This window comes from Occultella aeris, from assembly GCF_902703175.1.
Classification (GTDB): domain Bacteria; phylum Actinomycetota; class Actinomycetes; order Actinomycetales; family Beutenbergiaceae; genus Occultella; species Occultella aeris.
On sequence record NZ_CACRYJ010000017.1, the window covers coordinates 156191 to 174513 of the forward strand.

Consider the following 18323-nt stretch of genomic DNA (forward strand, 5'->3'; position numbering starts at 1 on the left):
TCACGCCATGTCGATGAACCGTTCGGCGAGGGCGGAGGGTCCCATGACGATGACCGTGTCGTCCCAGTTGAGGATCGTCTCGCCGGTCGCGTGCGCCCAGGTGCCGTCCTGCTGCATGACGGCGACCACGTTCAGGTTGTGCTTCTTGCGCAGGCCGACCTGATCGAGGGACTTCCCGACCATCGAGGGCGGTGCCTTCGCGGTGACCGTCGCGAACCCTCCGCCGATGTCCTGATAATCGGCGATCGACCCGCGCAGCAGGTGGGCGACCCGCCGGCCCATGTCCGACTCGGGGGACACGACGTGCCGGACGCCCAGCTGGGTGAGGATCTGGCCGTGCGGCTCACTGATCGCCTTGGCCCAGAGGTGCTCGATCTCGAAGCGGAGCATCCAGGAGGTGGTCAGGATGGAGGCTTCGACGTCGGAACCGATCGCGACCACCACGTGCGAGAAGTTCGGAACGCCCAGTTGCTCCAGCGCCTCCATCTTGGTGGTGTCCGCCCGGACCACGTGCGTCAGGGTGTCGCTGAGTCCCTGGACGATCTCCTCGTCGGTGTCGATGCCGAGAACCTCGACACCGGCCTCGGCCAGTTCGACCGCCAATGCGCTGCCGAACCGCCCGAGGCCGGCGACCACCACGGAATCGGAGTCGTTCAGGGCGATCGAGCCACGCGCGGCCCGCGGGATGCTAGCCAATGATCGGCCTTTCTTTCGGCAGCTCGACGTAGGAACTGCGAGAACGCAACGCTAACGCGGACGCCAGGGTCAGCGGCCCGAGGCGCCCGATGAACATCAGTGCGACCAGGATCAGCTGCCCACCGGCGGGAAGCAGGTGGGTGATCCCGGTGGACAGCCCCACGGTCGCGAAGGCGGACACCACCTCGAACACGATCTGGTCCAGGCTGAAGGTGGTCATGATGAGCAGGGACCAGGTTCCGATCATGACCACGGCGACCGCGAGCAGGGCGACCGTGGTGGCCTCCCGGTGCACGGATCGGGCGAGGCGTCGGCCGAAGATGTTGACGGCCGTGCCGCCGCGGATCTCGGTGACGATGATGAAGAACAGCACCGCGAACGTCGTGATCTTCAAGCCACCCGCCGTCCCGGCCGGACCCCCGCCGATGAACATCAGCACGTCCTGCGCGAACCAGGTCTGGGTGTGCATCGCCGAGACGTCGATGCTGTTGAAGCCCGCCGTCCGGGCCACCACCGATGCGAAGACCCCGGCGAGGATCTTGCCGGCCGGGTCCAGTGGGCCGAGGGTCTGCGGGTTCGACCACTCCAGTGCGGTGATCGTGATGACCCCGCCGAGCAGCAGCACGACGGTCCCGGAGATCACCAGTTTGGTGTGCATCGACCACTTGCGGGGCATCCGGAAGTGCCGGCGGAGCTCGAAGAGCACCGGGAACCCCAGGCCGCCGAGGACCACGGCCGCCGCGATCGGCAGGCAGACCCAGGGATCGGTCACGAACCCCATCAGGTTGTCGGTGTAGAGCGCGAAGCCGGCGTTGTTGAAGGCCGAGACCGAGTGGAAGAGGCCGAACCACACGGACTCCCCGAGCCCGGCCCCGTAGCCCGTCGCCAGGCGCACCGCGAGGACGACGGCGACGACGGCCTCGGTGCCGAAGCCCACCTTCGCGACGCCGATGACGATGGCGCGGACGTCCCCGAGGCTGACGCTGCGGACGCTCGCGCTGGCGATCAGGCGGGACCGCAGACCCAACCGCCGCGCGAGCAGGATCGTCAGGAGCGAGGCGAAGGTCATGATGCCGAGCCCGCCGAGTTGGATCAGGGCGAGGACCACCACTTGTCCGAACGGGCTCCAGTAGGTGGCGGTATCGACCACGATCAGCCCGGTGACACAGACCGCCGACGTCGCGGTGAACAGCGCCGCCAGGACCGGTGCGCCGCCCCACGGACCGACGTCCGCCGGCAACGGCCCGGGTACGGGTTCCGACACGACCGCGATCGGGAGCATGAGGAGCAGGGTCCCGACCACGATCGCTCCCGCGAAACTCGCGACCAGGACCTGCCCGGGTCGCCCGAGCACCGCCGGGCGGGCGCCGCGGGGCACGATCGGCCGTGTTTGCGTGGACACCAGACGAAACCTAGACCTGTCCGCGCATCCTCACCTAGGCGGGGCGTGTCGTTCGGTGGGGCCGAGGACGCCCGCGACGAGTCGGGCTGCGATCTCCTGCGCGTCCGGGATCTCGGTCTCGCCGGCGAACGTCGCCAGGAATGCCTGCTGGAGCGCTGCCCCGCAGAGCAGGACGGCCGTGGCCCACGGATCGACGGAGGTCGGCAGCCTGCCGGCCCGCCGCTCGCTCGCCACGTAGTCCTCGACGATGGCGTGGACGACCTGCGGGCCGGCGCCGCGCGCCCGCAGGCCCTCCCGCCAGGCGCTGAGGAGATCCGCCTCGCTGAACACCGAGGCTGCGATCGGGTAGGTCCGGACGTAGAACACCAGCACGTCCCGAGTGAGCGTCTCGAGGTTCTCGCGGACCGTGCCGGTGAGCTCGGCGGCGCCGGCGATGGGCGGCATGCGCTCGGAGAGCACGCCCAGGAAGATCTCCTGTTTGTCGACGAAGTGTTTGTAGAGCAGCGCCTCCGAGCACCCGGCCACCCGGGCGATCTCCTTGGTGGTCGCCCGCGCGATGCCGCGATCGCGCATGACCGATGCGGCTGCGTCCAGGATCCGCTCCCGTGCCGACATGGTGGCCTGCCTCCTTGACAAGTGAGTGTTCACTCACCCTATCCTGATCACGGGGTGAGTGAACACTCACTCACCGTTCGAACAAGGAGACCCACTCATGCGACTCGTAGTTCTCGGAGCCTCCGGCCGCACCGGCCGTGAGCTCGTCGACCACGCCTCATCCCGGGGCCACGACGTGATCGCCGTCGTGCGTAACCCCGCCAAGGCCCCATCCGACTGGAACGCCGCCATCGCCGAGGGCACCGACGCCACCGCGCTCGCCGAAGCGATGACCGGCGCGGACGCGGTCGCGTTCTGCATCGGACCGGTCGAGAAGACCGACGTCGGCGTGATGGAGAAGGCCGCGATCGCGACCGTCCGGGCGATGAGGATCGCGGGCGTGGATCGGTTGGCGCTCATCACGGCGAGCGGTCCGTTCAACGAGGGCGACGGACCGCTCACCCGCTACCTCGCGAAGCCGATCGTGCAGCGGGTCCTGCGGGACCAGTTCGCGGACATGGTGGCCACCGAGGCGGTGATCCGCGACTCGGGTCTCGACTGGACGATCGTGCGCCCACCCATGCTCACCGACGGCCGGGGATGCGCCGGCTACCGGGAGCGGCGCGAGGGCAACGTGCGCGGCGGGATCCGGATCGCTCGCGCCGATCTCGCCCGCGCGATGGTCGACCTCCTGGAGGATCCGACGACCGTCGGCCGGTCCGTGTCGGTCGCCCGGTAGGTCGGCCTCAGGCGAGTTCGTCGTCGATGTCGTCGTCGATGTCGCGCACCGCGACGCCGCGGATGCCGTCGATCTCGGACAGGGTCGGGATCAGGTCGGCCAGCGGGTACCGGCCGGAGAACCGGACGTCCATGAGGACGCAGTCCTCGCCGTCGATCCTGGTGTGCCGGGTGGACAGCAGCGAGGCGGCGAAGCCGACCCCGTTGGCGGCCGCCAGGATGCGGCGCAGGACGCCGTTGCCGTCGAGGTAGGTCAGCCGCAGGACCCGGCGACGGTCCTTGGTCGGGATCCGCCTGACCAGCGGCGCGAGGACCACCAGGCAGAGCAGGTGCAGCACCGTCAGCAGGATGGCAAGGGCGACCATCCCCGCCCCGGCGGCCATGCCCACCGCGGCGGCGACCCAGATCGTGGCCGCCGTGGTCAGCCCGCGCACCACGTCCTTGCGGGTGAAGATGACCCCGGCGCCGAGGAACCCGATCCCACTGACGATCTGAGCGGCGATCCGGGACGGATCCAGGTTCACGTCCGCGCCAAGGACGTTCTCGAAACCGAACGCGGACACGAGCGTGAAGCCGGCCGATCCCGTGCCGACCAGCACGTGGGTGCGGAACCCGGCCGCCTTCTGGCGGACCTGGCGCTCGGTGCCGATGGCCGCACAGAGGACGAACGCGATTCCAAGTAGGTACAGCTCTGTCAGCACCGTGTCACTGGCGAATGGCACCGTCGGTCAACTCCCGTCGTCGGGGATCGTGGGGGGATGGTCACGCACCGTCGCGACGTCCTCGAGCGCGACGCCGCCGTGGCCAGCCGACCCTAGTGGAGGACCCACGGACCGAGCCACCTGATCGGCGACCGTGCAACGGGCGCCCGTGGCCCACTCAGCGTCCGCGCGCCGACCGGCGGGCCGTCACGAGCATCCCGGCGAGCGCGATCCCGACGGAGGCGATCAACGCGACCAGCGTGACGCCGTCGGGGTCCACCACCGACTGCCCCCGCAACGCCTGCCAGGCCAGGGTCAGGAACAGTCCCAGGTACCCGACGGCCAGCCACCGGACGAGCCCGGCCCGGACCCGCTCGTCACGCAGCCAGGCGTATCGGTCGACGAGTACGGCGAGCAGCACCGTGACGACGACCAGCACCTGGATGCCGTGCAGACCGACGAAGTGGGGCACCCGCATGTCACCTCCGGTCAGGCTCCAGTTCGTCAGGAACATCCCATTTCCGTCGAGGTCGCCAATGCCGTGCCCGGCGTTGAGCTCCACGGACCGGCCGTTCGCATCCTCGACCGTCCGGACGCCCTGGCCTCCCACCGACACGATGAAGAACGCCGCGAACATGCCGAGCGTGGACAGCAGCAGGCCCCACCGGATGGTGGTGGTGACGGGCCTGTCGTCGATCCGCTGGAACAGCACCATCACGGCCATGACGACGTTCGTCAGGAACATCACCGGGATGCCGTACTTGAACACGGCCTGCACCACCAGGTTGAGTGGGTCCTCGGCGGTGTTGAAGTGGCTGTAGGTGCCGGTCGCTGCGGCGGCGGCGATGACCCCGACCTCGATGGCGCTGATGACGGCGAAGGCCGTGCCGGTCCACCAGGCGAACCGGCGGGCCCTGGTCATCCTGCTGATCAGCCAGGCCAGGGTGAGCAGGTAGGTGCCGAACGAGAACCCGAACTTGAGGGTCTTGACCCAGATCGGCTCATCCATCAGGGTGCGGTCGTCGACCATGATCGCGATCGCCGAGAAGACGGCGAGGGTGGCCATGCCCGCAGCCGTGAACAGCAGTGGTCGGTGCCAGCGGCGCCACTCGGGGACGGTCGGCACCCAGGCCCCGGAGGTCGGTCGTGGGCGCCTGGTCGCGGGCTCGATCGTCTGCATGTCGACCAACGTATGGACGCCTGCACACCGGCACAGGGGCGCCAACACGTGAGGGGCCGGGGTGCTATCCCTACCTCGGTGCGACCGGTCGGGTCAGAGCGCACTCACCGCGTCGGTATGGACGAAGTCGCGACCGACGAACAGCAGTTGCTCACGGCGGTCGGCTGCGAGTGCATAGCTGGAACAGTCACCGAGGTCCAGTGCCGCGGGATGGCCACTGCCTCGGCCGTACTCCGCGTAGGCCGCCCGGGCGAGCCTGCCCTGTCGCGGCGTGAGTGGCACGATCTCGATCCCAAGCTCCTCCAACAGTGCGTCGAGCCTCCTGGTCGCGGCCTCACCTCCCTTGCGGTGGACGACGACACCGAGTTCCACGTACGTGGCCGCCGACATCACCGCACCCGAGACGAGCGCGGCGCGGATCGCAGCCGCCTCGGGTTCGTCGAGGATCAGGGCTACGACGGCCGAGGTATCGACGATCACCGGTAGAGGCCGGTCTCGTCGTAGAGGTCGTCCGTCGTGAGGGTGTCGTCACCGAGCCGCCCACGAAGGTCCTCGAGGAGCCGGTCGATCCGCGCTCCGCCGCGTTCGTCGCGCTCCGGCAACGTCGCCAGGAGCCGCTCGAGCGCGAACTCGATGGCACCCGTCTGGGTTCGGCCCGTGCGCTCGGCCGCTTCGCGAGCCAACGCATGGACGCGCTCATTCTTGATGTTGAGGCTCATCGGTAGATTCTACCATTCTATGGTGCCGTCTACCCTCGTGGGTGGTTCGCATCTGGGGTCAGGCGGACGGGCGCCGTCGCGACTCTCCTGACGTCACTCGCTCCCGCGCAGGAAGTCCTCGACGGCGAGCAGGTGTGCGGCCATCCGGACCCGCGCCCGCTCCGGGTCGCCGGCGGTGACGGCGCTCAGGATCGCCTCGTGCTCGGCCTGCGTCCGGTGCTCCACCCCGGCCTCGGTGGCACTGCGCAGGAGCCGGTGCCTCGCGGTCCGGCCGGCGAGCGCCTCGATGAGGGCGGCGAGCACGGGATTGCCGGAGGCCGCGCCGATGGCGCGGTGGAAGGCCAGGTCGAGATCCAGGAACGCGGCGCGGTCGAGCCCGCCCGGTGGCACGTCCACCAGCATCGCGGCGGCGGCCTCGACGGCGTCGACGGCGTCGCTGAGCTCCGGCGTCGAGGCGTGACCCTGGGTGGCGGCGAGGCCGGCCGCCTCCACCTCGAGCAGCCGGCGCACCGAATGGATGTGCGCGCCGTGCCCGGCCGCCTGGAGGTCGACGGCGAGGCCGAGCGGCCCGACCAGCAGGGCCGGGTCGAGGCTCGTCACGTAGGTGCCGTCACCCTGCCGGGACTCGACCACACCGAGGGCGGCCAGTGCCCGGACGGCCTCGCGCAGGGAGCCGCGGGAGACGTCGAACCGGGCCGCCAGCTCCTTCTCGACCGGCAGCCGGTCCCCCGGGGCGAGGTCGCCGTCGATGATCAGCCGGGCGATCCCGGTGACCACATGATCGGTCCGGGACCCACGCCGGCCGTCGTCCGCATCCCCACCTGGATCCGGCGCCGGTGCGGACCCCGGACCGGGGCTCATGCCGACGTCTCGGCGAGGCGTCCGGCCCAGTACGAACCGTCCGGGAACCGGAACTCGGCGATCGAGGACTCGTGCATCTGCGTGGAGTAGCCCGGCTGGGTCGGCACCCGGTAGGCGGCACCGGACACGGTGCACGGGTCGGTGAAGTGCTCGTGCAGGTGGTCGACGAACTCGGTGACTCGGCCCTCGTGAGTGCCGGAGACGGCCACGAAGTCCAGCATCGAGACGTGCTGGACCATCTCGCACAGGCCGACGCCGCCGGCGTGCGGACACACCGGCACCTCGAACTTCGCCGCCAGCAGGAGCACGGCGATGATCTCGTTGAGGCTGCCGAGGCGACCGGTGTCGAGCTGGCAGAAGTCCATCGCCCCCGCCTGCATGAACTGCTTGAACATCACGCGGTTGTGGGCGTGCTCGCCGGTCGCGACCCCGATGGGTGCCACGCCCCTCTTGATGGCGGCGTGCCCGAGGATGTCGTCGGGCGAGGTGGGCTCCTCGATCCAGAGCAGGTCGAACTGCGCGAGGGCGTTCGTCCACTCGATCGCCTGCGGCACGTCCCAGACCTGGTTCGCGTCGATCATCAGGGTCCGGTCCGGCCCGATCACCTCGCGGGCGATCGAGCAGCGGCGGATGTCGTCCTCGAGGTTCGCGCCGACCTTGAGCTTGATGTGGTTGTAGCCGTCGTCGATGGCCTCCTGGCACAGCCGCCGCAGCTTCTCGTCGCTGTAGCCGAGCCAGCCCGCCGAGGTGGTGTAGCAGGGGTAGCCGGTGCGCTCGAGCTCGGCGATGCGCTCGGCCTTGCCGGCCTCCTGGGCCCGCAGGATCGCGATGGCCTCGTCCCGGGTCAGGGCGTCGGACAGGTAGCGCAGGTCCGCGACGTCGACCAGCTCCTCGGGGCTCAGGTCCGCGAGCAGACGCCACAGCGGCTTGCCTGCGGCGCGTGCCGCGAGATCCCAGACCGCGTTCATCACCGCGGACAGGGACAGGTGCACCACGCCCTTCTCCGGGCCGAGCCAGCGGATCTGGGAGTCCGCCGTGAGGTCGCGGTACACCCCACCGAGGTCACCGACGACGTCGGCGACATCCCGTCCGACGAGCTGCGCCGCCTGCTCCCGCGCGGCGGCGGCGACGATGTCGTTGCCCCGACCGATCGTGAAGGTGAGGCCGTGACCGGCCAACGGGTCGCCGTCGGGCCCTTGCCCGTCGGTGCGCAGCACCACGTATGCGGCGGAGTAGTCGCCGTCCTTGTTCATGGCGTCCGAGCCATCGGCCGTGAGGGAGGTGGGGAAGCGGACGTCCTCGATGTCGACGCCGACGATGCGAGTCATGTGGGTTCTCCTGGGTCGGATCCGGGCAGCCAAGGGCACGCCGAAGCGCACCACAACAACCCTATGCAGTCATCCGATGAATTTCCACTCTGACTAGGAATCAGTGCGAGAATCGGCTAGATTCGGCCGTAAAGATCAGATGTCGCAAGTCAAAGGCGCGGTCGAGACCCCCCGGTTCGGAGATTGACAACGATGGCTAAGGCCTCCATGTACGAGCACATGGTCGACGTGCTCGGCGCTCGCATCGTCAGCGGTGAGCTCGCGCCACTCGAGGTGATGTCGCTGGCGGGCCTCGAGCAGGAGTTCGGCGTCTCGCGGACCGTGGCCCGGGAGGCCATGCGCGCGTTGCAGTCGCTCGGGATGATCACCGCGCGCCGGCGCGTGGGCCTGATCGTCTCCCCCGCCGCGGACTGGAACGTGCTGGACCCCCAGGTGATCCGGTGGAACCTGCTCGGCGAGGGGCGCGACGCCCAGCTCCTCGCACTCATGGACCTGCGCATCGCCGTCGAGCCCACAGCCACCCGGCTCGCGGCCCAGCACGCGACGGCCGCCCAGCGCGCCCTCCTGCTCGACCTGGTCAGCCGACTCAGTGCGATCGGGGACGCCGGCCGCGGCGACTCCGACGAGTATCTGCGCGTGGACGTCGAGTTCCACGTGACGCTGCTGCGGGCCAGTGGCAACCCGATGCTGCTCGCGCTCGAGCCGGCCGTGACCGAGGTGCTGATCGGTCGATCCCACCTCGGCCTGACCCCGGCGCACCCGAACCCGCTCGCCCTGGCCTGCCACGTCAGCGCGGCCCGCGCCGTGTCCGAGGGCAGCGCGCAGGCTGCCGAGGAGGCCTCCCGCACCATGCTGTCGCTGGTCCGGGACGAGGTCGGCTGAATCTCACTGCCCACCCGGCTGCCCTCCTTCGGACCTGGACCGTACGAGCCTCAGAGTGCGACGAGGACCTTGCCCGAGGCGCGGCTGTCCTTGGCGGTCGCGAACGCCCGGGCGGCGTCGGCGGAGCTGATCACGTGCGTCACCACGGCCTCGGCCTCGGGGTGGGCGTTCAGCAACCGCACGGCCTCACCGATCTCGTCGTCGAACCGGAAGCAGCCCACGAGGCGCGCCTCCTTGGAGATCAGCGGCGCGAGCAGCACCGACACCTCGGCGTTCGGGAGCATCCCCACCTGGGCGACGACACCGCGGGGGCGCACCGCGCCGATCGCGGTGGTGATGGACGCGGGCACGCCCGCGCACTCGAGCACCACGTCGTAGGCGTTGACGGGCACCTCGGCGCTGCCGAGCAGGATCGTGGCGTCCGCGCCGACGGCGGTGGCTCGCTCGAGCGGTTCGGGCACGACGTCGGCCACGGTCACGTGGGCGGCGCCGAGCGCCTTCGCGGCGAACGCGGTGAGCAGCCCGATCGGGCCGGCACCGCTGACCAGGACGCGCGCGCCCTCGACGCCGCCGGCCTGGGAGACGCCGTGCAGCGCCACCGCGAGCGGCTCGGCGAGGGCGGCCCGGGTCAGCGGAAGTTCCGCGGGCAGTTCCCGGATCATGTCCGCGCCGACCACCAGGTACTGCGCCATCCCGCCCTGGGTGTGCGGCCAGGTGGAGGCCGAACCGAGGTAGGAACCGCCGGGCCACAGGTGCCGCGCGTCCTCCAGGCCGGCAACGACCGGGCCGAACGTGGCCGGGTGCACGGTCACCGGCGTGCCCTGGGCCAGCCGGCCGCTCGGGTCCGCATCGACCGTGCCGGAGAGCTCGTGGCCGGGCACCAGCGGCTCGCGGACCACGAACGCACCGTTCGCACCGTGGAAGTAGTAGTGCAGGTCCGAACCGCAGATCCCCACGTAGGCGACCTTGATCCGGACCTGGTCCGGGCCCGGCTCGGGTACGTCGACCTCAACGGGCCGAAGGTCTTCCTTGCCGTGGATGCTGAGTGCGCGCACGCGGGTTCCTTTGCTGACTTGTTCGAGGGGTTGGCGGGTGGGCCGCGGCGGCGCGGCCCGGCGGGGTCATGGTCAGACGACGGAGGTGAGGCCGCCGTCGACGTGGATGTTCTGGCCGGAGACGAAGCTGGACGCGGCGGAGGAGAGGAACACCGCGGCGCCGACGAGCTCGGAGAGCTTGCCCCAGCGGTTGGCCGGGGTGCGGTTCTTGAGCCAGCCGTCGAACTCCGGGTCGCTCCACAGGTCGCGGTTCATCTCGGAGGCGAAGTACCCGGGCGAGATGGCGTTCACCTGGATGTCGAAGCGGGCCAGGTCCGCGGCCATGCCCTTGGTGAGCATCACGACGCCGCCCTTGGAGGCGGTGTACGGGGCGATGGTCTGTCGCGCCAGGGCCGACATCGCCGAGCCGATGTTGATGACCTTCCCGGAGCCGCGCTCGGCCATCGCGGTGGTGACCGGCTGCGAGACGTAGAACACCGAGGACAGGTTGGTGGCGAGCACCTGATCCCACTTCTCGGCGGGGAATTCGTTGAACGGCGCCCGGTGTTGCATGCCCGCGTTGTTCACGAGGATGTCCGGGACGCCGAGCCGCTCGATCAGGGCTCCGACCTGCTCGCGGACCACGCCGGCATCGGTGACGTCGAAGCAGACCGTGTGGGTCTTCACCCCGGTCTCCTCGGCGATCCTGGCGGCGGCCTCGGCGGTGACCGCCTGGTCGCGGCCGTGCACGACGACGTCCGCGCCGGCCTGGGCCAGACCGAGTGCCAGGGCGTTGCCGATACCCCGGGCGGAGCCGGTCACGAACGCGAGTCGACCGGTGAGGTCGAAGAGGGAAGTCGTCATTGGTCACCTTCGTAGGACGGGGCGAGTACCGCAGGTATCGCGGTGCGCGTCGTTGCGGGCTGGGCCCGAGCAGGAATAGATACTACCAATCACCTGCCCGGGAGGCAATGCCCGTCAGGAGACCTGCTCGCCCTGTCGCTCGATCCAGGCCTGGACGACGGCGGTGTCGTTGTCCCCGAGGCCGGCCGCGGTCAGGTCGGTGAACGTCTGCAGCAGCTGCTTGGTCAGGGGCAGTGTGGTGCGGGCGTCCTCGGCCTGGTCGAGGGCGCCGGTGAGGTCCTTGACCATGTACTTCGCGGCGCCGGACGGCGAGTGGTCGTGCGTGACGAAGCGGTCCTTCTTGACCTCGAGCAGGCGGGAGCCCGCGTAGCCGCCGCCGAGCAGGTCGAAGAGCGCTGCGACGTCCAGCCCGGACCGCTCGGCGAGGACCGCGGCCTCTCCGAGGGCGGTGACGGTGGCCGCCACGATCACCTGGTTGCAGGCCTTGCCGACCTGGCCCGAGCCGAGCGGGCCCAGGTGCACCGGGTTGCCGGTGGCGCTCAGGACCCCGGCGACGACGTCGACGTCCTCGCGTTCACCGCCGACGAAGATCGCCAGCGTTCCGGCCTCGGCGCCCTGCTCGCCGCCGGAGATCGGGGCGTCCACGACGCGCCAGCCGGCGTCGCGCAGCTCCGGTCGATCCGCGAGCTCGCGCACGTCCCGCGGGGAGACCGTCGAGCAGATCACCAGCAGCCGGCCACGCTGCGGTGCGAGCACTGCCTCCGGCGAGCCGACCTGCTCGACGCCACCCTCGTCGCCGGACTCACCCGCAATGTCCGCGAGCAGGCCGTCCGGGCCGGTCAGTACGGCGTCGATCTCCGGCATGCCGGGCAGCACCAGGACGACCACGTCGCTCGACGCCGCGAGCTCGGCAGCCGTGGCCGCCACCGAGGCGCCGTGCGCGGCAAGCGCCTGCGTGGTCGCCGGACGCCGTGCCCACACCGAGGTGGGGATGCCCGCCGTCGCCATGTGTCGCGCCATCGGCGCGCCCATCACGCCCAGCCCGATGATCCCGACCCTGGTGCCGGCCGCGCCTGTCGCGGCCCCGTCCGTCGCCGATCCTGCCGCGCTCGTCCCGCTCGTCCCGCTCATCATGTCCGTCATCATCGTTCCGGTCCCTCTCGTGTCGGTGGGCGTCCATGCCCGCGGTGACTGCAGCCGATCTCGTTGACTTGCACAACCCGCTGACACTTTGATATCACTATTCCACCCGCTTTGATATGACTATTGACCTAGCATGGCGGGGCGGCTCCACGATGATCGCGGAGTCGAGGGGCGGCCGCCGGCCGTCCGCACTACATTCGGTGATATCCCCCGGACGAAGAGGTCTGTAATGACACGCAAGAAGGTCCTCGCGACCGCAGCAGCTGCCCTGACCATCACCCTCGGCCTCGCCGCGTGCGGATCCGGCGGGGGTATCGACGGTGGCGACGGAGACGACATCGACGTGACGAGCGCAGACACGGTCTGGCGGCTCGCGTTCAACCAGACTGAGGAGCACCCGCAGTACCTCGCCGCGGTCGAACTCGGTGAAGCGCTCTACGAGGCCACCGACGGCCGCTACGGCATCGAGGTGTACGCCAACGAACTCCTCGGCACCCAGGCGGACGTCGTGAACAACGTCTCCGAGGGCAGTGTCGAGATGATGTACATCGGCGGCCCGGTGATGGAGTCCTTCAACGAGGACTTCATCGTGTTCAACCTGCCGTACATGTTCGCCTCCCAGGAGGCCCAGGCCGGCGTGTTCGCCGACACCGAGGTCACCGGCGACCTGTTCGCCTCGATCGAGGAGTCCAAGGGCATCACGGTCCTCGCTGCCCTGTTCGCCGGCGTCCGCAACGTGTACAACGCGGAGCGCCCGGTCGTGGAGCCCGAGGACCTGGACGGCCTGAAGCTGCGCGTGCAGCAGTCCGACTCCCAGGTGCGGATGATCGAGCTGATGGGCGGGGTCGCGTCCCCGATGGGCCAGGGCGAGGTCTACACCGCGCTCCAGTCCGGCGTGCTCGACGGCGCCGAGAACAACGAGACGGTCTACAACGCCCTCAACCACGACGAGGTCGCGGAGTACTACTCCTACACCCGTCACCTCATGATCCCGGACTACCTGCTCATGAACACCGACATCCTCGCGGACATGAGCGACGAGGACCGCGAGGCCTTCCAGGCGCTCATCCCGGATCTGGTGGAGAGCGCCAACACCGGCTTCCTCGAGTTCATCGACGAGTCGATCGCCGCCTCCGAGGAGGCCGGCGCGCAGTTCAACGACGACGTGAACGTCGAGGCGTTCCGCGAGCGGGTCACCCCGCTGGTCGAGGAGTCCATCAACAACCCGGTGCGACAGGACCTCTTCGACGCGGTCCAGCAGTACAACGAGCAGTTCCCCGCCGGGAGCTGACCAGGCACTGACCCGAGTGGGGGTGCGGGCGACTTCGGCCGCACCCCCATTCGGCTGTTCAAGACACCTGAACCATAAGAAATCGGAGCAGCGATGAAGGTCATCGACGGGTTCCACAAGGGGTTGAACGCGTTCCTGCGCTGGTTCTGCATCATCCTCTTCGTGGTCATGGTCGGCCTGGTGATTGCCCAGGTGGTCGTCCGGTTCCTGGGGATCTCGCTCCCCTGGACCGAGGTGAGCGCAAGGATCGTGTTCATCTGGCAGGGCATCATCGGCGCGGCCTACGTGATCGGCGAGAAGGAGGACGTCGCCATCGACTGGCTCGTCAACAAGCTGCCGGTCAAGGCGGTCAAGGGTGTCTCGATCCTGGCCCACGCGATCGTGGCCTTCTTCGCGATCTGGATCATGATCTGGGGCGGGATGCGCAACGTCCTGGCCGGCTGGGAGGACCACGTGCAACTGATGCCGGTCACCCAGGGTCAGACCTTCCTGGTGCTCCCGATCGCCGGTGCGCTGATCGTCATCTACAGCATCCTGCACACCATCGACATCGTGCGGGCCTCGGACGAGGAGATCACTCACCACGAGGAGCCCGAAGACCTGGACATCAGCAAGATCGCGGAAGAGGGGATCTGACATGAACGACGCACTCATGGTCACTCTCATCATGGTGATCGGCATGTTCGGCCTGATGGCCCTCGGTGTCTCCGTCTCGGTCGCCATCGGACTTCCCGCCTCGATCTGCCTGGTGCTGCTCCAGGGCAACGAACAGGGCATCTACACGAGCGCCCAGAAGATCTACAACGGCATCGACTCGTTCGCGTTGCTCGCCATCCCACTCTTCGTGCTGGCCGGAGCCATCATGAACAACGGCGGCATAGCCACAAGACTCATCGACCTGGCGAGAGCGATGACGGGCCGGATGCCCGGCTCCCTCATGCAGACCAACGTCGTCGCGAACATGCTGTTCGGTTCGATCTCCGGCTCCGCCCTCGCCGGCGCTGCCGCCGTCGGATCCTCGATGGCACCGCAGCAGCGCAAAGATGGCCACGACATGCACTGGGCGGCCGCCGCGAACGTGGCTTCGGCCCCGTCGGGCATGCTGATCCCGCCGTCCAACACCCTCATCGTGTACGCACTGGTCTCCCAGGCGTCCGTCGGCGCGCTGTTCGTCGCCGGGTACATCCCCGGCATCCTCTGGGGCCTGTCCTGTGCCGTGATCATCTGGCTGTACGCCCGCAAGAAGCCGGAGCTGCGCGGGAAGGGCTTCCCGACGTTCCAGGTGTTCCTGACGATCCTCTGGCGGGCGCTGCCGTCCCTGTCCATGGTGCTCATCGTCATCGGCGGGATCATCTTCGGGTTCTTCACCCCCACCGAGGGCGCCGCGGTCTCCGTGGTGGTCTCGGCAGCCCTGGCGATGATCTACCGGGCCGTCAAGATCAAGGACTTCCCCAAGATCCTGCTGCAGTCCACCCGGACCTCCTCTGTGGTCATCTTCCTGATCGGGCTCTCCTCGATCATGTCCTTCGCGATGACCTATTCCCGGGTGCCGCAGCTGATCGGGGAGTGGATGACGCAGATCACCGACTCCAAGATCGTGTTCCTGCTCATCATGATGGTCATCCTGCTGATCATCGGGATCCCCCTGGACGCCACCCCGGCGGTGCTGATCTTCACGCCGATCTTCCTGCCGATCGCGGTGGAGGCGTACGGGATCAGCCCGATCCACTTCGGCATCATGCTCGTGTTCAACATGTGCATCGCGGTGATATCACCACCATCGGCACCGGTCCTGTTCGTCGGTGCCAAGGTGGCCGAGGTGAGGGTCGAGAGGGTCTTCAAGCCGCTGTTGTACTTCTACGTGTCGCTGATCGTGATGCTCCTGATCATCCAGTTCGTGCCGGCACTGTCCCTGTGGCTACCCGGACTACTCGGCCTCATCTAGCTGAAAGGAAGCACCGATGCGCATCGTCGTCACCGACTGCGACCACGCCACCTTGGACATCGAACGCGACGTCGTCGCGGCCGCCGGGGGTGACTTCACGCTCAACCAGACCAACGCCCCGGCGGACGTCATCGCGGGCGCGCAGGGCGCCGACGGCCTGATCGTGCAGTACGCCAAGATCACCCGCGAGGTCCTCGAGGCGCTGCCGGACGTCAAGGTGGTCAGCCGCTACGGCGTCGGCGTGGACACGGTCGACATCGAGGCTGCCACCGAGCTCGGCGTCGCCGTCTGCAACGTGCCCGACTACGGCACCGAGGCGGTCTCCGACCACGCGATCGCCCTCATCCTCGGTGCCATCCGCGGCCTGGTGAACCTCGACCGGGGCATCCGGCGCGGTGAGCACGACCTCGGCCCCGCCCTACCGATCCGGCAGTTCTCGAACCAGACGGTCGGCGTCCTCGGGTGCGGCCGGATCGGGTCGGCGACGGCCCGCAAGGCCGCCGCGCTGGGGTTCACGGTGCTCGTCCACGACGTGCTGTTCACCCCTGGTGAGGTCCGTCCGGAGGGCTGGCTCGCGGTCTCGCGCGAGCAGCTGCTCGCGGAGTCAGACGTCATCACCGTGCACACCCCGCTCGACGCAGCCAGCCTCCACCTGCTCGATGACGCCGCGTTCGCGGCGATGAAGCCGGGTGCGATCCTGGTCAACACAGCACGCGGCGGCGTGGTCGACTCCGACGCCCTCGTCGCGGCGCTCGAGTCGGGCCGGCTGCACGCGGCCGGCATCGACGTGCTGGAGGAGGAGCCGATCGCGGCCGATCACCCGCTGGCCCGGTTCGACAACGTGATCCTCACCCCACACGCGGCCTTCTACACCGAGGAGTCCTACTCCGAGCTGAAGCGCCGCACGGCCGAGAACGCCGTCGACGTCGTGGCGGGCAAGCGCCCCCGCAACATCCTCAACCCCGAGGTCCTCCAGGCCGGCCGCGCCGCCCGCTGACCGGTCAGCAGTTCCCGGCGGCGCACCGCCGTCGAGCCAGATGAAAGCAGGCTCCTGAAGTGGACATCCGCTACGCCACCTCCCCCACCGAGATTCCCTCGCTCGGCACCGACGCGCTCCGCGGCCGGTTCCTCGTCGAGGACCTCTTCCAGCCGGGGGAGGTGAGCGTGACGTACTCCCACCACGACCGCGTGGTCCTGGTCGGTGCGATGCCGACGGACCGACCGATCGGCCTGGTCGCACCGGCGGAGCTGCGCGCCGAGCACTTCCTCTCCCGGCGCGAGATCGGCATCGTGAACGTCGGTGCCTCCGGCACCGTGACGGTCGACGGCGCAGCGTACGAACTCGGTCACGGCGCCTGCCTGTACGTCGGCCGCGGCGCCGAGCACGTGACGTTCGCCTCGTCCGACACCGCGACGCCGGCCCGGTTCTACGGGTTCTCGGCGCCCGCGCACACTACCTACCCGACCACCCTGGTCCGCGCGGGTGAGGGCAACGTCCGCGAACTCGGTGAGCAGCGCACCTCGAACCGGCGCACCCTGAACCAGTACATCCACGCCGACGGCGTGCGGTCCTGCCAGGTGGTGATGGGCGTGACCACCCTGCACGAGGGCAGCATGTGGAACACCATGCCCGCGCACACCCACGACCGGCGCATGGAGGCCTATCTCTACTTCAACCTCCCCGAGGACGCGCGGGTGCTGCACCTCATGGGTGAACCCACCGAGAGCCGGCATCTCGTGGTCGCCAACGAGCAGGCCGTCATCTCTCCGAGCTGGTCGGTGCACTCCGGTGTGGGTACCAGCGCCTACTCGTTCGTGTGGGCGATGGCCGGGGAGAACCAGTCCTTCGACGACATGGACCACGTGCAGGTAACCGAGCTGCGCTGAGCCGACCTGCCCACCGCGCCGACTGACGACTGCGGCTACCGCGCCGCGCCACGCCAGACCTCGACCTCCGCGAGCAGCGCGTCCCGCCGCCCGGTATCGAGGAAGGACGCCCGGAACGAGTTCGCCGCGAGCGCGGCCAGCTCGTCGTCGGTCAGCTTGTGGACCTCCCGGATCGCGTGCAGGTTGTCGTCCACGTACCCGCCGAAGTAGGCCGGATCGTCGGAGTTGATCGTCACCATCACGCCGGCCTCGAGGAGCTGGCGCAGCGGGTGCGCGGCGAGGGAGGCCACCGCCCGCAGCCGCACGTTGGACAGCGGGCACACGGTCAGTGGGATCTGCTCGGCGGCGAGCCGGGTCACGAGTGCCGGGTCGTCGAGGCACCGGATCCCATGGTCGATCCGCTCGACGCCGAGGTCGTCGAGCGCCCCGGCGATGTACGAAGGCGGCCCCTCCTCGCCCGCGTGCGCGACCAGGTGCAGGCCGGCCCGGCGGGCGCGGTCGTAGACCGCGGTGAAGCCCGACGGCGGGTTCCCCACCTCGGCGGAGTCGAGGCCGATGCCGATGATCGGCGCGTCCATCGCGAGCAGGTCTTCGAGGACCTCGAGCGCTTCGCGGGCCGGCCGGTCCCGCAGGAACGCCGCGATCAGGCCGGTGGAGATCCCGAACTCGGCCTCGCTCGTGCGTAGCACGAACGCGATGCCCTCGACGGTCGCCGCCAGCGGCACCCCCCGGGCCAGGTGCGCCTGCGGGTCGAACATGATCTCGGCGTGCCGCACCCCGGCCGCCCGTGCTCGCGTCAGGTATGCGCGCGTCATCTCCGCGAAGTCCGCCGGCGTGCGCAGCACCGCCATGTTCTCGTAGTAGAGGTCCAGGAAGGACTGCAGGTCGGTGAACGCATACCGGGACCGCAACGCACCGACATCCGGATCCGGCAGGTCCACCCCATTGCGCTCCGCGAGCGCGAACACCAGGTCCGGCTCGAGAGTGCCCTCGATGTGCAGGTGCAGCTCGGCGCAGGGAGGCGTGGCTGGGTTCACCGGGACGTCGCTCATCTGCCG

At 69.3% G+C, this 18323-nt stretch carries 20 protein-coding genes; 7 read left to right on the top strand and 13 right to left on the bottom strand.

Features of this window, described 5'->3' with window-relative positions; genetic code table 11:
- The 3 genes from HALOF300_RS06395 to HALOF300_RS06405 are packed head-to-tail and all read right to left on the bottom strand — an operon-like array spanning window position 1 to window position 2713.
- Window positions 1-696, bottom strand: coding sequence for a potassium channel family protein (locus HALOF300_RS06395; protein ID WP_231955100.1), 696 nt, complete (start codon window positions 694-696; stop codon window positions 1-3).
- On the bottom strand, window positions 689-2098 hold the full coding sequence (locus tag HALOF300_RS06400) for a TrkH family potassium uptake protein (protein ID WP_231955101.1): 1410 nt from the start codon (window positions 2096-2098) through the stop codon (window positions 689-691). Before HALOF300_RS06400 ends, HALOF300_RS06395 begins: the two co-directional genes overlap by 8 nt.
- Window positions 2099-2128: 30 nt before the next feature.
- A complete protein-coding gene (locus tag HALOF300_RS06405; protein WP_156740111.1) occupies window positions 2129-2713 on the bottom strand; it encodes a TetR/AcrR family transcriptional regulator in 585 nt (194 codons plus the stop codon).
- 97 nt (window positions 2714-2810) lie between these two features.
- On the opposite strand from HALOF300_RS06405, the gene HALOF300_RS06410 reads away from it, so the two are divergent.
- Window positions 2811-3431, top strand: a complete 621-nt coding sequence (locus HALOF300_RS06410; protein ID WP_156740112.1) for an NAD(P)-dependent oxidoreductase — start codon at window positions 2811-2813, stop codon at window positions 3429-3431.
- Between the two features lie 7 nt (window positions 3432-3438).
- Here the strand turns inward: HALOF300_RS06410 and HALOF300_RS06415 are convergent, their stop codons facing one another.
- From HALOF300_RS06415 to HALOF300_RS06440, 6 genes are all read right to left on the bottom strand, one after another.
- The gene (locus HALOF300_RS06415; RefSeq protein ID WP_156740113.1) at window positions 3439-4152 is read right to left on the bottom strand and encodes an MgtC/SapB family protein; all 714 of its coding nucleotides are present in this window, start codon (window positions 4150-4152) and stop codon (window positions 3439-3441) included.
- Between the two features lie 157 nt (window positions 4153-4309).
- The gene (locus tag HALOF300_RS06420) at window positions 4310-5311 is read right to left on the bottom strand and encodes a hypothetical protein (protein WP_156740114.1); all 1002 of its coding nucleotides are present in this window, start codon (window positions 5309-5311) and stop codon (window positions 4310-4312) included.
- Window positions 5312-5404: 93 nt separating this feature from the next.
- Window positions 5405-5791, bottom strand: coding sequence for a type II toxin-antitoxin system VapC family toxin (locus tag HALOF300_RS06425; protein WP_156740115.1), 387 nt, complete (start codon window positions 5789-5791; stop codon window positions 5405-5407).
- Window positions 5788-6030 (bottom strand): type II toxin-antitoxin system VapB family antitoxin, encoded by a 243-nt coding sequence (locus tag HALOF300_RS06430; protein WP_156740116.1) that lies wholly within the window; start codon window positions 6028-6030, stop codon window positions 5788-5790. Before HALOF300_RS06430 ends, HALOF300_RS06425 begins: the two co-directional genes overlap by 4 nt.
- Window positions 6031-6123: 93 nt before the next feature.
- Window positions 6124-6891, bottom strand: coding sequence for a FadR/GntR family transcriptional regulator (locus tag HALOF300_RS06435; RefSeq protein WP_156740117.1), 768 nt, complete (start codon window positions 6889-6891; stop codon window positions 6124-6126).
- Window positions 6888-8219: an L-fuconate dehydratase gene (locus HALOF300_RS06440; protein ID WP_156740118.1), complete on the bottom strand. Its 1332-nt coding sequence runs from the start codon at window positions 8217-8219 to the stop codon at window positions 6888-6890. Before HALOF300_RS06440 ends, HALOF300_RS06435 begins: the two co-directional genes overlap by 4 nt.
- A 192-nt stretch (window positions 8220-8411) precedes the next feature.
- Here HALOF300_RS06440 and HALOF300_RS06445 point away from each other — a divergent pair, with 192 nt between their 5' ends.
- On the top strand, window positions 8412-9101 hold the full coding sequence (locus HALOF300_RS06445; protein WP_156740119.1) for a FadR/GntR family transcriptional regulator: 690 nt from the start codon (window positions 8412-8414) through the stop codon (window positions 9099-9101).
- A 50-nt stretch (window positions 9102-9151) separates the two neighbouring features.
- Here the strand turns inward: HALOF300_RS06445 and HALOF300_RS06450 are convergent, their stop codons facing one another.
- The 3 genes from HALOF300_RS06450 to HALOF300_RS06460 all read right to left on the bottom strand — a co-directional run bounded on the left by HALOF300_RS06450 (window position 9152) and on the right by HALOF300_RS06460 (window position 12145).
- Window positions 9152-10156 (bottom strand): zinc-binding dehydrogenase, encoded by a 1005-nt coding sequence (locus HALOF300_RS06450; protein WP_156740120.1) that lies wholly within the window; start codon window positions 10154-10156, stop codon window positions 9152-9154.
- Window positions 10157-10228: 72 nt separating this feature from the next.
- Window positions 10229-10999 carry an SDR family oxidoreductase gene (locus tag HALOF300_RS06455; RefSeq protein ID WP_156740121.1) on the bottom strand — a complete coding sequence of 257 codons (771 nt, stop codon included), beginning with the start codon at window positions 10997-10999 and terminating at the stop codon, window positions 10229-10231.
- Window positions 11000-11113: 114 nt separating this feature from the next.
- A complete protein-coding gene (locus HALOF300_RS06460) occupies window positions 11114-12145 on the bottom strand; it encodes an NAD(P)-dependent oxidoreductase (protein WP_231955103.1) in 1032 nt (343 codons plus the stop codon).
- A gap of 226 nt (window positions 12146-12371) precedes the next feature.
- Between HALOF300_RS06460 and HALOF300_RS06465 the strand changes: the two genes are divergently transcribed.
- The 5 genes from HALOF300_RS06465 to kduI all read left to right on the top strand — a co-directional run bounded on the left by HALOF300_RS06465 (window position 12372) and on the right by kduI (window position 17265).
- Window positions 12372-13433, top strand: coding sequence for a TRAP transporter substrate-binding protein (locus tag HALOF300_RS06465; RefSeq protein ID WP_156740122.1), 1062 nt, complete (start codon window positions 12372-12374; stop codon window positions 13431-13433).
- A 93-nt stretch (window positions 13434-13526) separates the two neighbouring features.
- Window positions 13527-14069 (top strand): TRAP transporter small permease, encoded by a 543-nt coding sequence (locus HALOF300_RS06470; RefSeq protein WP_156740123.1) that lies wholly within the window; start codon window positions 13527-13529, stop codon window positions 14067-14069.
- Between the two features lies 1 nt (window position 14070).
- A complete protein-coding gene (locus tag HALOF300_RS06475; RefSeq protein WP_156740124.1) occupies window positions 14071-15378 on the top strand; it encodes a TRAP transporter large permease in 1308 nt (435 codons plus the stop codon).
- 16 nt (window positions 15379-15394) lie between these two features.
- Window positions 15395-16375 carry a C-terminal binding protein gene (locus HALOF300_RS06480; protein WP_156740125.1) on the top strand — a complete coding sequence of 327 codons (981 nt, stop codon included), beginning with the start codon at window positions 15395-15397 and terminating at the stop codon, window positions 16373-16375.
- A 59-nt stretch (window positions 16376-16434) separates the two neighbouring features.
- Window positions 16435-17265, top strand: a complete 831-nt coding sequence (kduI, locus tag HALOF300_RS06485; RefSeq protein ID WP_156740126.1) for a 5-dehydro-4-deoxy-D-glucuronate isomerase — start codon at window positions 16435-16437, stop codon at window positions 17263-17265.
- A 35-nt stretch (window positions 17266-17300) separates the two neighbouring features.
- Here kduI and HALOF300_RS06490 read toward each other — a convergent pair whose 3' ends face one another.
- Window positions 17301-18317 carry an adenosine deaminase gene (locus HALOF300_RS06490; RefSeq protein ID WP_156740127.1) on the bottom strand — a complete coding sequence of 339 codons (1017 nt, stop codon included), beginning with the start codon at window positions 18315-18317 and terminating at the stop codon, window positions 17301-17303.
- Between the last annotated feature and the right edge of the window lie 6 nt (window positions 18318-18323).

Excerpts from the sequence above, each read along its gene's own strand:
- HALOF300_RS06460 (WP_231955103.1), bottom strand. The coding sequence starts at position 12,145 with ATGATGACGGACATGATGAGCGGGACGAGCGGGACGAGCGCGGCAGGA.
- HALOF300_RS06410 (WP_156740112.1), top strand. The coding sequence starts at position 2,811 with ATGCGACTCGTAGTTCTCGGAGCCTCCGGCCGCACCGGCCGTGAGCTC.
- HALOF300_RS06465 (WP_156740122.1), top strand. The coding sequence starts at position 12,372 with ATGACACGCAAGAAGGTCCTCGCGACCGCAGCAGCTGCCCTGACCATC.
- HALOF300_RS06470 (WP_156740123.1), top strand. The coding sequence starts at position 13,527 with ATGAAGGTCATCGACGGGTTCCACAAGGGGTTGAACGCGTTCCTGCGC.
- HALOF300_RS06435 (WP_156740117.1), bottom strand. The coding sequence starts at position 6,891 with ATGAGCCCCGGTCCGGGGTCCGCACCGGCGCCGGATCCAGGTGGGGAT.
- HALOF300_RS06480 (WP_156740125.1), top strand. The coding sequence starts at position 15,395 with ATGCGCATCGTCGTCACCGACTGCGACCACGCCACCTTGGACATCGAA.
- HALOF300_RS06455 (WP_156740121.1), bottom strand. The coding sequence starts at position 10,999 with ATGACGACTTCCCTCTTCGACCTCACCGGTCGACTCGCGTTCGTGACC.
- HALOF300_RS06405 (WP_156740111.1), bottom strand. The coding sequence starts at position 2,713 with ATGTCGGCACGGGAGCGGATCCTGGACGCAGCCGCATCGGTCATGCGC.
- HALOF300_RS06490 (WP_156740127.1), bottom strand. The coding sequence starts at position 18,317 with ATGAGCGACGTCCCGGTGAACCCAGCCACGCCTCCCTGCGCCGAGCTG.
- HALOF300_RS06445 (WP_156740119.1), top strand. The coding sequence starts at position 8,412 with ATGGCTAAGGCCTCCATGTACGAGCACATGGTCGACGTGCTCGGCGCT.
- HALOF300_RS06475 (WP_156740124.1), top strand. The coding sequence starts at position 14,071 with ATGAACGACGCACTCATGGTCACTCTCATCATGGTGATCGGCATGTTC.
- HALOF300_RS06440 (WP_156740118.1), bottom strand. The coding sequence starts at position 8,219 with ATGACTCGCATCGTCGGCGTCGACATCGAGGACGTCCGCTTCCCCACC.
- HALOF300_RS06430 (WP_156740116.1), bottom strand. The coding sequence starts at position 6,030 with ATGAGCCTCAACATCAAGAATGAGCGCGTCCATGCGTTGGCTCGCGAA.
- HALOF300_RS06420 (WP_156740114.1), bottom strand. The coding sequence starts at position 5,311 with ATGCAGACGATCGAGCCCGCGACCAGGCGCCCACGACCGACCTCCGGG.